Origin of the sequence: Nonomuraea sp. NPDC049649, assembly GCF_040675175.1 — a bacterium.
In the GTDB taxonomy this organism is placed as follows: Bacteria; Actinomycetota; Actinomycetes; order Streptosporangiales; family Streptosporangiaceae; genus Nonomuraea.
This window is the reverse complement of sequence record NZ_JBFAOH010000027.1, coordinates 64,347-78,835: the sequence shown is the minus strand read 5'-3', so window position 1 is coordinate 78,835 and position 14,489 is coordinate 64,347. Positions and strand designations below refer to the sequence as shown.

At 69.5% G+C, this 14,489-nt stretch carries 11 protein-coding genes and 1 pseudogene; 5 read left to right on the top strand and 7 right to left on the bottom strand.

Annotated elements, in window-relative coordinates; all coding sequences use genetic code 11:
- Positions 1 to 66: 66 nt before the first annotated feature.
- The gene (locus AB0J42_RS27570) at positions 67 to 1,359 is read right to left on the bottom strand and encodes a tetratricopeptide repeat protein (RefSeq protein WP_364299341.1); all 1,293 of its coding nucleotides are present in this window, start codon (positions 1,357 to 1,359) and stop codon (positions 67 to 69) included.
- A 445-nt stretch (positions 1,360 to 1,804) separates the two neighbouring features.
- The gene (locus AB0J42_RS27565; RefSeq protein WP_364299339.1) at positions 1,805 to 2,371 is read right to left on the bottom strand and encodes a TetR/AcrR family transcriptional regulator; all 567 of its coding nucleotides are present in this window, start codon (positions 2,369 to 2,371) and stop codon (positions 1,805 to 1,807) included.
- Positions 2,372 to 2,549: 178 nt separating this feature from the next.
- Between AB0J42_RS27565 and AB0J42_RS27560 the strand changes: the two genes are divergently transcribed.
- Both AB0J42_RS27560 and AB0J42_RS27555 read left to right on the top strand, forming a co-directional pair.
- Positions 2,550 to 3,734, top strand: coding sequence for an MFS transporter (locus AB0J42_RS27560; RefSeq protein ID WP_364299337.1), 1,185 nt, complete (start codon positions 2,550 to 2,552; stop codon positions 3,732 to 3,734).
- Positions 3,735 to 3,743: 9 nt separating this feature from the next.
- Positions 3,744 to 4,544: an alpha/beta fold hydrolase gene (locus AB0J42_RS27555; protein ID WP_364299335.1), complete on the top strand. Its 801-nt coding sequence runs from the start codon at positions 3,744 to 3,746 to the stop codon at positions 4,542 to 4,544.
- 3 nt (positions 4,545 to 4,547) lie between these two features.
- Here AB0J42_RS27555 and AB0J42_RS27550 read toward each other — a convergent pair whose 3' ends face one another.
- On the bottom strand, positions 4,548 to 5,243 hold the full coding sequence (locus AB0J42_RS27550) for a hypothetical protein (protein WP_364299333.1): 696 nt from the start codon (positions 5,241 to 5,243) through the stop codon (positions 4,548 to 4,550).
- 156 nt (positions 5,244 to 5,399) lie between these two features.
- Here AB0J42_RS27550 and AB0J42_RS27545 point away from each other — a divergent pair, with 156 nt between their 5' ends.
- Positions 5,400 to 6,668: a GPP34 family phosphoprotein gene (locus AB0J42_RS27545; RefSeq protein ID WP_364299331.1), complete on the top strand. Its 1,269-nt coding sequence runs from the start codon at positions 5,400 to 5,402 to the stop codon at positions 6,666 to 6,668.
- Between the two features lie 12 nt (positions 6,669 to 6,680).
- Here AB0J42_RS27545 and AB0J42_RS27540 read toward each other — a convergent pair whose 3' ends face one another.
- From AB0J42_RS27540 to AB0J42_RS27530, 3 genes and pseudogenes are all read right to left on the bottom strand, one after another.
- Entirely contained in the window at positions 6,681 to 7,481 is an 801-nt protein-coding gene (locus AB0J42_RS27540; protein WP_364299329.1) for a hypothetical protein, read from the bottom strand.
- A 495-nt stretch (positions 7,482 to 7,976) separates the two neighbouring features.
- Positions 7,977 to 8,234, bottom strand: a pseudogene (locus AB0J42_RS27535) (SDR family oxidoreductase); the annotation flags it as partial.
- Between the two features lie 308 nt (positions 8,235 to 8,542).
- Positions 8,543 to 12,013, bottom strand: coding sequence for an NB-ARC domain-containing protein (locus AB0J42_RS27530; protein ID WP_364299327.1), 3,471 nt, complete (start codon positions 12,011 to 12,013; stop codon positions 8,543 to 8,545).
- A 298-nt stretch (positions 12,014 to 12,311) separates the two neighbouring features.
- Here AB0J42_RS27530 and AB0J42_RS27525 point away from each other — a divergent pair, with 298 nt between their 5' ends.
- Complete coding sequence (locus AB0J42_RS27525) at positions 12,312 to 12,632, top strand: GYD domain-containing protein (RefSeq protein ID WP_364299325.1); 321 nt, start codon at positions 12,312 to 12,314, stop codon at positions 12,630 to 12,632.
- Here the strand turns inward: AB0J42_RS27525 and AB0J42_RS27520 are convergent, their stop codons facing one another.
- Positions 12,633 to 13,028 (bottom strand): hypothetical protein, encoded by a 396-nt coding sequence (locus AB0J42_RS27520; protein WP_364299323.1) that lies wholly within the window; start codon positions 13,026 to 13,028, stop codon positions 12,633 to 12,635.
- A gap of 266 nt (positions 13,029 to 13,294) precedes the next feature.
- Between AB0J42_RS27520 and AB0J42_RS27515 the strand changes: the two genes are divergently transcribed.
- A complete protein-coding gene (locus tag AB0J42_RS27515; protein WP_364299321.1) occupies positions 13,295 to 14,488 on the top strand; it encodes an MFS transporter in 1,194 nt (397 codons plus the stop codon).
- Position 14,489: the final 1 nt, after the last annotated feature.

Here is a 14,489-nt window from a genome sequence, read left to right as displayed (position 1 = left end):
CCATACAGACGCCACTCCAGTATCGGAATGCACAGCCCTGTCATGTACGAGAGCCTCCACCGGCCCTCAGACACCGTCGAGTGACCTCACCTCAGGTGTCCGTGCTACAGGGGGAACCTCAGTGGTGAGCCAGTCCTCCTCTTGTTCGAGCGCTTCCCGGAAGACGGTCAGGGCGTCATGGGGGCGCCCGCAGGCAGCGTGCAGCTCGCCCAGGTTGAAGAGGGGGTCTTTGAGCGTGTGCCCGGACCCGGGGAGCCCGCGCATCAGGTCGATGGCCTGTGTCAGCAGCCGCTCCGCCTCCCCGTCCTGGAACGACTTGTAGGCCAGCCGCGAAAGGTTGTTCAGGGCGACGGCGCGGGCCATCGGGTCGGTGTCCTCCGATAGCAGGTCGACGGCCTCTTCCAGAAACGCACGGGCCTCTTCGTACTGGCCGCGCATCTCGTGCAGCGCGCCCAAGGCGACGAGAACCGACCTCACGCGGGACGGTGGAGCCTGAGCCGACCCCCGCAGGACCTTGAGGGCGTGGCGATAGTGATGTTCTGCCGCTTGGAACAGGCCGGCCGCGTGGTATGCCTGTCCGAGCGCCTCTAGGGCCGACGCCACCCCCGCGCGGTCGCCCACTCGCCTGTACAGATCGATGGCAAGCTGCAGCGCCTGCTCCGCTCCTGTCAGGTCGTGCTTGTTGCGTTGGAGGATCCCCAGGTTGGCCAGGTCGGTGGCCACTTGGTGTGCGTCGCCGTCCTCGCCGATCCAGGCTGGCTCGCGTGAGTCGTCCAACTCCTCGCAGGCGAGCTCGTACGCTTCCACCAGCCTGGGCAGCGCGCCGGACGTGTCACCGAACCCGTACATCAGGCGTCCGAGATGCGCCAGGGTGGCGACCCTCAGAGGTCTGCTTTCTCTGGGTGGCAGAGCCTCGCTCCACTGCAGGCACCTGGTCCAGTGCTCGTCGGCGCCGTCCCCGTCGCCCAGGTGCAGACACCACTCGCCAAGCAGGTAGTGAGCGGCACTCCGGGAACGGGCGTCGCTCTGCTCAGGAGACCGATCCGTATCTTCGGGCGCGCCGCCGGCGATCTCCTCGTACACCGCCTTGGCCTGCTCCGGTTTTCCGGCCTTCATCAGGAACGTGGCGTTGTCCTCCAGGGCCCGCACCAGGTCGGGGTGACGGGCGGGGATCAGCTCCCCGGCGGCGATGCACTCGCCCAGGAGGTCATCGTTTGCCATGAGTAGCTCGACATGGGGTGATTGCATCAATTCGGCAGTGAGCGCGGTGGCGGCCTCCTCATACCGGCCGGCCCCTCTGAGGCGTGAGACCTCAGCTATCAGGTTCTGCCGTCGCCGCTCGGACTCGCCTTCACTCATGCCCGCAACTCCTAGCAGTCGCCCCCCGTGAATTCTGCATCAGATGATGATTCCCGGTGATTGGTTCCGTGAGGTCGAGCGGAGTCACTGGTCCGTCGGCGGTGGCCAGAGCTGGAGGAGTTCTGCCATCACCTCCCTTGCTTTCGCCACGAGCGCGAGCGGCGGCCACGAGGCCCGGGCCGCGTGTGTCCACCGCCGGGAACCATGGCGCGGCAACGCTGGCGAGCCTCGGCCTGATGCCCTCGAGCCGCCCGCCGGTCGTCGGGCGGGGCGGAGTCGGCTCTGCCAGGTCCTCGCAGGTGCGCGACCTCAGTGACGGCCAGTGATGTGTGCTGACACGGTGGGGGCAGGACCGAACCGCATCTGCCGAGGAGGGGAGCCAGCGGTGCGCCGATGGCGAGTATGGGTGGCGCCCGGAACGATCCCTGGCGCATTGCCTCCAGGGTCAGTCCGGCAGCAGGTGGGACACGAGGGTGCGGGCCCATTCGGGGGAAGGGGGCTGGTCGGTGAAGACGGCCCGGTAGTAGAGGGGAGCGAGCAGGGCGTCGATGGCGCGTTCGACGGGCGGGGTCTCGTTGCCGCGTGCCTGTTCCCGTTCGATGATGGCTTCTAGTTGCCGCTGGCGCTCCAGGCGGCACACGCCGGCGTTCTCCCCGCCCGTGCCGACGATGGCGCGTACCAGCGCGAGGGTGTCCGGGTCGTTGAGGTCCTTGGCGAGGTCGTACGCGTAGCGTTTGAGGTCCTCGCGGAGGCTGCCGGTGTCGGGGACCACGACATCGCCGGAGAAGCGGCTGGTCGCGACGTCGGCGAGTAGTTCGGCGACGGAGCCCCAGCGGCGATAGACCGTCGTGGCGTGTACGCCCGCGCGCGCGGCGATGACCGGGATCGTCAGCGCCTCGCGGTCCTCTTCGGTGAGCAGTTCTTTGACGGCCTGGTGGACGGCTGCGCGGATCCGGGCGGAGCGGCCTCCGGGTCGGCTGTCGGTGCGGGACGGGGGGCTCTGAGCTGGCATGTCTCCATTATCGCATCGATCGCTGCTTTAATTTGCAATGATCACTGCGTTTGAGGTACTTTCGCAGCTACTAACGCAACGATCACTGCGAGGACTCGTGTCCGATACCGTAACCTCCGGCCCCTTACCGCCCGTCGCCGGTTCGCATCGCCGGGTGTGGAGGGGGGCTTTCTCGTCTGTGGGCGCCGTCCTGGTGCTCTTCCTGGTCGCCTCCAGTGCGCCGTCCCCGATCTACGTGATCTACCAGCAGCAGTGGCGGTTCACCGCGTGGGTGCTGACCGTGGTCTTCGCTCTCTACGTATTCGGCCTGCTGGGCTCGTTGCTCGTCGTGGGAGCGCTGTCGGATCATCTCGGCCGCCGGCCGGTGCTCGCCGCGTCGATCGGGCTGGAGGCGGTCGCGCTGGTGTTGTTCCTGGTCGCGGGGGACGTGCTGGTGCTGGCCGCCGCGCGGGTGCTGCAGGGCATCGCGACCGGGGCGGCGACGACGGCGCTGAGCGCCACGCTGGTCGATCTCGAACCGCGGCAGGCCCGCGGCCGGGCGGGCGTGGTCACGTCGGTGGCGCCTCTGACCGGGCTGGCTCTGGGCGCTGTCGGCAGTGGTGTGCTGGTGGAGTTCGCTCCGGCGCCGACGCGGCTGGTCTACGCGCTGCTGCTCGGCGGCATGGTGCTGGCGGCGGTGGTCGTCGCCTTCCTGCCGGAGACGTCGCTGCGCCGGCCGGGAGCGCTGGCCTCCCTCCGACCGCGGGTGGCGATGCCGGCGCATCTGCGCGCGGACATCGTCCCGCTGGTGCCGGTGATGATCGCGACCTGGGCGCTGGCAGGCATGTATCTCTCACTCGGTCCGTCGGTCGCCGCGGAACTGCTGGGGCTGCGCAGCCATCTCATCGGCGGTGTCGTCGTGACGCTGCTGGCGGGCACGGGAGCGCTGGCGGTCGCGCTGCTCCGCTCGCGCCCGGCGTCCTCGCTGCTGGCTCCCGGCGCGGCGATGCTCGGGGTCGGCACCCTGATCTCGCTCGCCGGGGTGGCGGACAACCTCGCCTGGCTCGCCGCGGCCGGCACCGTCGTCGCGGGCGTCGGGTTCGGCGCGTCGGTGCTGGCCACGTTCGGCACCTTCGCGAGGATCGCCAGGCCGCAGGAGCGAGGAGCGGTCTTCGCCCTGGCGAACGTCATCAACTACTTGGGCAACAGCGTGCCAGCTGTGCTCGGTGGCATCGCCGTCACCGCTCTGGGGCTGAGGTCCGCCACGGTGATCTACGCGCTGGCGATCGCGTTGATCACCTTCTCCGCCTTCGCCCTGCGCCTGAACCAGCTACGGCTCCAGCGTCACATCGCCCCCGTTCCCTGCGACACCCCGACAAGATAAGGACGAATCATGACAACTAGCTCCAGGGCCAGGCAGGACCGGGAGGTCCGGCGGCCCGATGGCACGACCATCCGCTACACCGTCAGCGATCCGGAGGAAGGGCGGGCCCTGGCTCTCATCCATGGGTGGGCGTGCGATCGCGGCGACTTCGACGCGGTCACCGACCATCTGCCCGACGGCCACCGCGTACTGGCGATCGACCTCGCCGAGCACGGCGAGTCGCGGTCGGCGCGGGAGGTCTGGACGATGGAGGAATTCGCCCGCGACGTGGCCGCGGTCCTGGAGGCCGAGGCGGTGGACGAGGTCGTCGTGGCCGGGCACTCCCTCGGCGGGGCGGTCGCGGTGGAGGTGGGCCGGCTGCTGCCCGACAAGGTCTCGCACGTGGTCGCGCTCGACGCCTTGCACTATCTGTCCCTGTTCCCGGCGATGAGCGAGGAGCGGGCCGAGGCGGTGCTGCGCGTGTTCAGGGAGGACTTCGCCGCGGCGGTGCGGGGGCTGGTGGAGGGAGGCTCGCCGGTCGGGACCGACCCGGCTCTGAAGGACGCGTACTTCGAGAAGATGGTCGCCGTGCGTCAGCCTGCCGGGCTGCGTTCCATCGAGGGCCTGGTGAGCTGGGACATGGACGCGGCGCTGCGCGAGACGGAGCAGCCGATCACCGTGTTCGCGATCCGCGACCTCGTCACGCAGGAAGCGATCGACCGCTACGGTGACCGGCTCGACATCGTGCTCGTCGACCTGGGCAGCCACCACTTCCCGGCGGAGTCGCCGGAGGACACGGCGAAGCTCCTGGCCGGAGTGGTTGGGGCCTGATCGCTACTGCCGAACTCCCGAGCGGCTGGCTTGGAGCAGGGCCAATCGCGTCAGTCCAGTGATCATCACAGGTATGCCGACGAGCCAGCAGCGGATGCCCGCCCAGACGCCCTCGTTGGCATGCTGGCCGTTGCCTTGGACCTCAGGCGCGAGAGCGGAGGCGATCACCGGGAGCAGGAGCAGCGTGACGCCTGCGACGAAGAGCGCCGCGCTGGCTGCGATCGACTGTCTCGGCTGGTAGGGGCGGGCCGTCAGCAGAGTCAGGGCCGCTAGGCAGACGACGGCGGGCAGCGCTACCTTGCCCGCCCAGTGCAGCAGCATCGTCGTCCCGTACCAACGCTCGTCCGGAAGGGGCTCCGCGAAGTAGAGCGCAGGAGCCGGCGCGCCGAGGAGGTCTCGCACGGTGCCCAGCAGGCTGCCGCCGATGAAGGCGAGAATGAACACGGACCAGCGCCACCCGGTCCGGAGTCCCCTCGCCGAAACGATGAGGGAGGCGGCGGCGGCGAGCAGGCCGAGCACCACGCCCTTGGTGGCTCCGTTGGCGAAGGGGATCCATGTGTTCCACGGGTAGTTTCCGACCGTGACGGCCGTCCACACGCCGACCGCACCCCAGGTGACGACGCCGACGACGATCCCGATGCACAGCACATCCCTGATGTGTTTGCTCACGATGTCCTTTGGGGGATCTTCACGGCGCATCGGGTCATCATGATTGGTGCGAGGCATGCGTGCAAGCCGCTGGACTGTCCACAAACCGCACTGGATGAATTATGGGAGCAGGCGACGCCTGTACGTCAGGTCTCTTTTCCCAGGGATTTCACCTGGATGCTCGAGTGATCGCTAAGAATGGTGAGCATGCGGAAAGCCAGGATCCAGGGCGGTCTCACCCTGTTCGCGCTGGCTGGGGTCGTCGGCGGGCTGGCTTGGATCGTGGATGCTCTGCTCAACTCGCTCATGCTGTGGGTCGTCGCGGCGTTTCTGGCATGGAAGGGCATCTTGGTCTTTCTGGGCAGAGGTGAATCCTCGCCGGTCTCGCCACCTCCTGCGCCGGGCGCGTCTCAGGAAGTGCCCGACGCGCTGGCCTCCTCTTCGACAGCCCCCGGTGATAGTCCGCGTACGGATCATCCAGACGAACTGGGGGAGTTCGTCAAGGAGTTCAAGGTGTTCGTGCGGCGGATCATCGCCGTGTGTCTTGTTTTTCTCTTGGTGCCGGTGGCGGTGATTTCGGCCGTTACGGGGTTGTTCTTGTTGTCCGGAGGCGAGGTGCTGGGCGCTGGTGCCGCTTTCCTGCTCGCCGGAGGGCTCGCATGGTGCTGTTGGGGGCTTCCGCTGCGCAAGCTCTGGGCGCGCGGCGGCGGTGAGGTATCGCAGGTCACCGAGGATCACACGAGGGCGGGCGACGAAGAGGGGACGGTTCCCGGGTGGCTGTCGCTGCCCGAAGAGATCCTTCTCCTCTCGTACGGCAATGGCGCCGCCCACGATGGCGAGCTGAGCGCGGCCGCTTGCGCGGGAGCGGAGCTCGGCGAACTCGTGTTGCGCCGTAGGGTGCGGATCACGGCTCGAAAGTCGCGGCTTTTCGGGGTTGAGGTGTACGTCGGGTCAGGTGCGATTCGTGTGCTCGATTCTGCGCCCACCGGGCTTGCCTGGGCCGACGAGCTTCTGGCGGAGCTGGAGCGACTCGAGAATTCGCGGCCACGCCGGATGCCCTTCGCCGCGGCCCGGACGAGCCCGGAGAGCAGGCCGGTGAGCGTGGACAAGTGGCTTCGGTTGCGCGGTGACAAAGCCCTTCTTCTGCACAGGGAAGCGCTGACCGAACGTCGTGTGCTGCTTCACAGTCCAGGCCGTCCGGTGATTCGGAAAGAGCGCCACCACCCGGATCCCGCCGTGCGTGACGAACTGATCGGCCGGCTTCGCGCTGTCAGTGACGGACGGGTCCCTCTGGACGAGCGCATGCTGCTCCTGCTGAACCTCGTGGCAGCGGCCGGGCTGAGCGGCGAGCTGGGGTTGAACGTCGACCACGTCCTCAAGAACGGGGCACTGCCGGAGGAGACGAGGGAGACCGGCGTACTCCTTGCCGAGAGCGTTTCCGAGAGAAGCCGGGTCGGCGGGGGCGGCGGCGAGTAGCTGCCGACCACGTCAGGTCACCTTGGAACTCATCGGTACGGGCGTGCTGCGGGTCATCGGATCCGGGCCGGTGCGCCAGCGGTAACCGATTGAGCGCAGGTGCCGGTATTCCACTGTCGACAGCGACAGGGACGTGACGGTCCCGCAGAGGTTCAACGTCAGCCAGATCCAGTAGGGAAGGCCGTTGGAGTCGCCCTCCCAGAGCTCTGTGACGTTGAGCAGCAGCATGATGAGCGTGGTGCCGATCGGCGCGAGCAGCGGGTGGATCTCGCCGGTCCACATGCCGGTGCGCGCCGCCCAGTAGACGATGCAGCCCCAGAAGCAGAAGTACCAGAGAAGAAGGAAGGGCGCGGCCAGGAAGGCGAGGAGTCCTAGCCGTCCGTCGAGGTCGATGGAGGGGGTGGGAAAAAGAGACAGCAGGAGGAACGGCAGACTCACGATGGTCAGTGCGGGCGCCGCACGTGCCAGGAGACGCAGCGCACCAGGCAGGAGCTGGGCGCGGTGGCCTGGGCGGGTGATGATGAGCATCACGAGAAACGCCAGCGGCGGCAGCAGAAGAGCGACGACTCCGGTCTGCAGCATCTTCATGAATACGCCGGGCCAGGGGTCGAGAACACCCTGGTACCGGGAGGCGATCACCACGATGGTGACCATGCCGACCGTTGCCCGCCAGAAGGAGAGCCGATCCAGGAGCCGTTCTTCTCTGGATGGCCCGACTGCGGGCTTGAACACGAGCTTGGCCACGAGCCATGGGCGGAGCAGCATGGTGAGGACGCGCGAGCGTTCCTCCTGAGATTCCCCCGGCTGCGTCATGCTCCCATGGTGTCGGCCGGACTTGCGCTTCGCTTGCAGGGCCTTGGAAGCCGGCGTCGTTGCCACCACGCCCAATCCGAGTCGGGCGATACAGGCGACATCGGAGAGGTGCGGCGGAGGTAATACACGTCGACGGGCCGGACCAGGGCATAGAGCTGCGCCCCCGCCCACGGCGGTAAGCGGTCCAGAGCCTGCTGGAGGCGCGAGCGAGGCGCGTCCCCGGTGCATTCAGGGCACTCGCACCCGCGGAAAACGCGCTCGGCGGTCCCCGTCAGGACCGCCGCCTGCCAAGCCACCAGGGCATCGGCCACCGCCCCGGGCCACATAAGGGTGTGTTCGAGGGCGATCACCGCGCCCATAGGACGCCGCCCCAGCCCGGGAACGTGATGGATCACCGCGCGATGAGCCCCGCATCCCTGCACAAGGACCTCGGATGGGCGCCTACGCGGCATGGCCCTTTCTGGTCGATGACATGACCACGATCATCGCACAGGGTCAGGTCTTGACCGGGCCGCCCAGCCACACGCCGATCTCCTCGCCCGACACGTACGCCGCCTCGTCGCTCACCAGGAACGACACGGTCGCCGCCACCGCCTCCGCCGGCACGCGGGGCCAACTGGCGACGAGGGCGTCGACCGCCTTGTCGCCGGCGCTGCGGACCATGTCGGTCTCGACGAAGCCGGGCACCACCGTATTGACAGTGATCCCGCGCCGCGCGACCTCCTTGGCCAGCACGCCGGTCATGGCGACGAGCCCGCCTCTGCACCCACCTCAACGACGCCCTGCGCGCCGGCACGTGACATGAGCGTGTGCGCTATCTGGACGTCGAAGACCGGCTGGCAGTAGCGGCGAGCTGCGCCGCCTGCTGACCGGGAATCCCGGCCCTGGCCCGGGCGCGGCTGGGGGACGAGGACGGTGTGTCGCGCACCCTGCTGCACGTGGTCACCGACTGGGCCCGGCCACTACCCGGACGGTCCGGCGTCGGTGCGTGGGCTGGTGGCCGGCGTTCCGGTGCCGAGGATCTGGAAGCCTGGCTGCGGCAGCGCGGCCGGGTGCTGACGCTAGCCGGTGAGTGTGAGGGTGTAGATGCCGGAGGGGCCGCAGGCCGCGATGAGGTTGCCCGCCTGCCAGCAGACGTCGAGCAGCTTGGCGTCGGTGCGTAGGATCGCGGCGCATTCGTGACTGCCCGCATGCCAGAGGCGCACGGTCCGGTCGGCTGAGGCGGTGACGAGCCAGTCGCTGCCGGGCGAGATGGCGACGGCGTTGACCTGGCCGGTGTGGCCCCGCAGGGTGGCGCGGCGGGTGCCGTCGCGGTTCCAGAGGCGTACGGTCTCGTCCTTGGCGGCGGTGGCGAGCCAGGTGCTGTCCGGGGCGATGGCGACGGCGGTGATGTGGCCGGTGTGGCCGGTCAGGGTGGCGCGTGCGAGGCCGTCCGCCCTCCAGAGTCGTACGGTCTTGTCGTGGGACCTGGTGGCGAACCAGGTGCCGTCCGGGGCGATGGTCACCGCGTAGATCCAGCCGGTGTGGCCGGTCAGGGTGGTGAGCCAGGTGCCGTCCGGGGTCCAGAGTTGTACGGTCCGGTCCGCTGAGGCGGTGGCCAGCCAGGTTCCGTCCGGGGCGATGGCCACGCCGAGGACCCAGTCGGTGTGGCCGTCCAGGGCGGTGCGATGGGTGCCGTCGCGGTTCCAGAGGCGTACGGTCTCGTCCTTGGCGGCGGTGGCGAGCCAGGTGCTGTCCGGGGCGATGGCGACGGCGGTGACCGGCCCGGTGTGGCCGGTCAGAGTCGGGCCTGCGGTGCCGTCCGGTTTCCAGAGTCGTACGGTCTGGTCCGCCGAGGCGCTGGCCAGCCAGCCGCCGTCGGGGGCGATGGCCGCCGCTCTCACCGGGCCGGTGTGGCCGCGCATGGTGGCGCGTTCGGTGCCGTCGGCGTTCCAGAGCCGTACGGTCTTGTCGGCTGAGGTGCCGGCGAGCCAGGTGCCGTCCGGGGCGACGGTCACCGTTTCGACGCGGCCGCTGTGGCCGGCCCTGGTGCCGCGCTTGCGGCTGTTGGGGCTCCACAGCCGCACCGTCCGATCCTCGGAGGCGGTGGCGAACCAGGTGCCGTCGGGGGCGATGGTCACCGCGTTGACTTCGCCGGTGTGGCCCCACCGGGTGTTGCGCGTGCTGCCGTCCGGTCTCCACAGCCGTACGGTCTCGTCGTCGGAGGCGGTGGCGAGCCAGGCGCTGTTGGGTGCGATGGCGACCGCGTTGACCCAGCTTTCATGGCCGGTGAGGGCTTTGCGGACGCTGCCGTCGGGTTTCCACAGCCGTACGGTCTCGTCCTGGCCGGTGGTGGCCAGCCAGGTGCCGTCGGGGGCGATGGCCACCGCGTGCACCCAGCCCTTGTGGCCGGTCAGGACGGCGCGTTCGGCGCCGTCCGCTTCCCAGAGTCGTACGGTCTCGTCGTTGGAGACGGTGGCGAGCCAGGTGCTGTCGGGGGCGATGGCGACCGCGTTCACCCAGTCGGTGTGACCGTGCAGGGTCGCGCGTGCGGTGCCGTCCGCCTCCCAGAGTCGGACGGTCGCGTCGTCGGAGGCGGTGGCCAGCCAGGTGCCGTCGGGGGCGATGGCGACCGCTCTCACCTGGCCGGTGTGGCCGCGCATGGTGGCGCGCCAGGCGCCGTCGGCCCTCCAGAGGCGTACGGTCCGGTCGGCTGAGGCGGTGGCCAGCCAGGTGCCGTCGGGGGCGATGGCCGCCGCGTACACCCATTCCCGGTGGCCGGTCAGGGTGGCGCGGACGCTGCCGTCCGGTTTCCAGAGTCGTACGGTGTGCTCTCCCGAGGTGCTGGCGAGCCAGGTTCCGCCGGGGGCGATGGCGACCGCTCTCACCGCGCCGGGGTGGCGTGACAGGGTGCGGGCCGGGGCGGAGTGGCGGCTCTCCGGCATCGGTGCGGTGGGCAGCAGCGTCGTACGGGTCGCGCCGTGGAGACGTTCGATCTGGCGGCGCAGCGGTGGAAGGACGCCGAGGTGCGTCAGGCGGTTGCCCTCGCTCAGCTGCTTGGTCTGCAGGTCACCCAGCAGGTACCCGACCTGGGCGATCAGGTGACGGACCTCCGCCGCCAGGGACGAGGTCGAGTAGGCCAGATCGCTTTCCAGCGTCAGCGGCCCCGCCTGGTCGAGCCTGGCCAGGATCCAGCGGACGTCGGTGACCAGCCCGTCCAGTTCCGGCCCCGAGTCGCTCTCCGCCAGGTGGTACGTGAGGTTGTCCCATAGGAAATGCCCTCGCGGCAGCCGCCACCACTCCGGGGTCTCCGTGCCCGGCACCAGGCGACGCGCCTCCTCGATCATCAGCCGGTTGGCCTCCGCCAGGCGTTTCGGGTCCTCGTTCAGCTCGGATCGGGCGTACGAGCGCACTACGTCGTGCAGCGCCACCACGCGACGGTCGCCCTCCGCCCACAGCAGCGTCACCAGCGACAGGCCCGCCAGATCCTCACACAGGCGATGCGACTGCTCCGGGCTCAGGCCGGCGGTTCCCCGCCAGAGCAGGGCCACCACGTCCACCGGGACCTCGACGTCCTCGGCGAAGATCCCCAGCTCCAGGAACCGCTCCCGCATCCCCGCGGCCAGCACCTCCAGGCTGTAGTCGATGGTCGCCTTCACCGCGGTGCTCCGCTGGCCGCTGTCGGAGATGTCCAGCGCCGCCGGTCCCGCCTGCCGCAGGCGGGCCACGGCGTGCTCCGCCGCGGCGTTCACCTGCGCGCCCTGGTTCACGTCGTCCACCAGCCGCGTGTTGACCAGCGTCAGCAGCAGCGGCCACCCTCCCGTCGCCTCCAGCAGCCGTCGCCGCACCCCCTCTTCCAGGGGCGGCAGGTCACGCCCCAGCAGGCGTGCCGCCGCAGCGGGCGTCATCGCGTCCACCTGGACCTTGACGATCCCGTCTTGCAGCAGGCGCGGCCGGCGCGTGGTGACGAGGAGCCGCGAGCGCCGCGCCACCGCCAGGAACGGCTCCAGCTGGGTACGGCTCCACACGTCGTCGACGACCAGCAGCATCCGGCCCCGCTCGGCCATCAGCTCGGCCAGGTGGTGCGCCAGTTGCCCGACGTCGGTCATCTGCGGGTGCTCGTCCGACAACGTCTCGCAGAGACTGCGGATCAGGTCCGCGACCTCCAGGACATCCGTGCCCTCGGTGGCGTTCCTGTCGTGGCCGGCGGTCGCCCACATGATGCCGCCGGAGAAGTGCCGCAGCACGCGCCGGTCGTTGCAGGCGGCCAGCGCCAGCGAGGTCTTGCCGAACCCGCCGGCCCCCAGCAGCGCCGTCGTCACCCCCACCGTGCCGCCGTCGGAGCTGGTCAGCGCCTTGACCACGGCGTCCAGCTCGTCGCGGGCGACCCATCCCGGCGGCATGGCCGGGACCTGGAACAACCCCGTCCGCACCCGCCGCTCCTGCGGCCTCGGCCACGCCACCCATGTCGATAGCACCGACAGGATGACGAACAGGGGGATCCACCACTCACGTAAATCTCTGATCTCCTCGGGGAAATACTCAGTGATCACGTTGCCGGATAAGCTCGCACCGGCGGAGAGCACGCTCAGAGCGACAGCCGCCCCTAAGGCGTAGCGTTTCCTCCGACCGGCCATACCCCACCTCGACGATGGCGGTCCCGCCGAAAACCTGGCTCCCCATCGTGTCCGTACCCAGGACCGGGCGACCGGCACCGCGAAGCGCATCCGGCTATGAATCTTCCTGGTTCCGGCTGGCCGAAAGGCGAAAACCAGTACATCGGGTGAGATTACCGACACCCTGCGTCGAGAACATCGACCGTGTGACCACGCACGAGGAGAGGACTCGGCCATGCCCAAGTACCTGATCCAGGCCACCTACACGGCGGACGGACTCAAAGGAGTGTTGAAAGACGGCGGCACCGGGCGGCGGCAGGCGGTGGACCGGGTGGTGGAGAGCATCGGCGGCCGGGTCGAGCAGATGTACTTCGCGTTCGGCGAGACGGACACCTATGTGATCGTCGATCTGCCGAGCAACGAGGCCTCGGCCGCTCTGGGGCTGACGATCGCCGCGTCCGGGGCCGTACAGATGAAGACGATCGTCCTGCTGACGCCGGAGCAGGTGGACGAAGCCGTACGGATGGAGGTCGCGTACCGGGCCCCTGGCGCGTGATCAGCCTCCGTGGACGTGCGAGCGGGAGTATCCGATCGCGGCCACAACGACGCACAGGCCCGCCAGCAGGTATCCCGCCGCGGTTCCCCACGGCACCGGGGTCACCGTGATCGCGGCGGTCGCCCGGCTCTGCATCAGGGTCACGTTCGCGAACTGGAACACCGCGGAGCCGAACAGCAGCGCCGCCACCAGCCCGTGGTAGGGCCCGCGCCGATCGAGCGCCAGCAGACAGGCCGCCGCCACCCCGACCGTGGGGCTCAGGAGCACGGCGACGTACGCCGGCAGCGGTGCGATCTCCAGGAACAGGAGGGTCAGTTCGCTGTCCGCGTCGGAGACCTGGTGGGCGATGTCGCCTATGTCGAAGCCGACGTAATGGGGGCCGCCCAGCACCTCCACCCAGCTCAGCGTGAAGGTCGCGGCCGTCAGGAGGGCGCATAACAGCAGGCCGGTCCGGCCCGGTGCGGCGGAGCAGGGTCGGCGTCACGACGCAAGATCCTAGCTTCGTGCGGCGTGGTCAGCGCGGTGCTCCTGCGCGGCCTGCGCCGTATGATGTTTTAGGTCATATAGGGGGTTTTTCTCCTTCTGGCCATAATCTGCACGTCTGTACCGACGCGTGGCCTGCTGGACCTCGTTACCTTCACGGAGACTCATTGGATCTCGCCATGCGCCGGCGACGGAGAGCGCTTTTCCTGTTCTTCCTCATCCCGGGCGTCTCGCTGGCGTCGTGGGTGGCCCGCACGCCTGACATCCGCGACCGGCTGGAAGCGTCCACCGCCGAGATGGGCGTGATCCTGTTCGGGCTGTCGCTCGGGTCCATGATCGGGATTCTGTGCTCCGGGCGGCTCGTCTCGCGCTTTGGGACGAGGCCCGTGATGGGGGTCGGGTTCTCCCTGATCGTCACGAGCGTGGGGGTGGTGAGCGCCGGAAGTCTCCTGGCGTCCGCGCCGCTGGTCATGGCGGGGCTGTTCATGTTCGGGGTGGGCATGGGCGGGGGCGAGGTGGCGATCAACGTGGACGCCGCCGACGTCGAGCGCGCCACCGGCAAGACGACCATGCCGATCCTGCACGGCTGTTTCAGCCTGGGCACCGTGCTCGGCGCTCTCGTCGGCATGGCCGCCACCGCCGTCCCGGTTCCCGCCCACTGGCATCTGGCCGTGATTACGGTGATCGTCACCGCCATGTTGCTGTACGCGATCCGCGCCATTCCCGCGGGCACCGGGCTGCAGGCGCCCCGCGAGACCGGGTCCGGTCAGGCCCGGCCGAAGCTCTGGAAGGACACGCAGCTCGTCCTGATCGGCGCGATCGTGCTGGCGATGGCCCTGGCCGAAGGGGCGGCCAGCGACTGGCTGCCGCTCCTCATGGTCGACGGGCACGGGCTGGACGCCACCTCCGGGTCCCTCGTCTACACCGGTTTCGCCGCCGCCATGACCGTCGGCCGTTTCGGCGGGGCCTACTTCCTCGACCGGTTCGGCCGTACCGCCGTGATGCGCGCCTGCGCCGTCTCGGGGACGATCGGCCTGCTCGCCGTGATCTTCTCGGACAACGCGGTGCTGGCGGGCGCGGCGGTGCTCTTCTGGGGGCTCGGCGCGTCCCTGGGCTTCCCGGTGGCGCTGTCGGCCGCGGGCGAGACCGGGCCCGACGAGACCGCCCGCGTCAGCCTGGTCGCCACGCTCGGCTACATCGCCTTCCTCGTCGGACCGCCCGCCCTGGGCTTCCTCGGCGAGCACTGGGGCCTGCGCAGCGCCATGCTGGTCGTGCTCGTCTTCGTCGTCTCCGCCATCTTCCTGGCCCCGGCCGTCGACACCCGCCGCCGCTCCGCCGCCCTGGAGGAGCAGGAGCGCACCCAGGTTTCCTGAT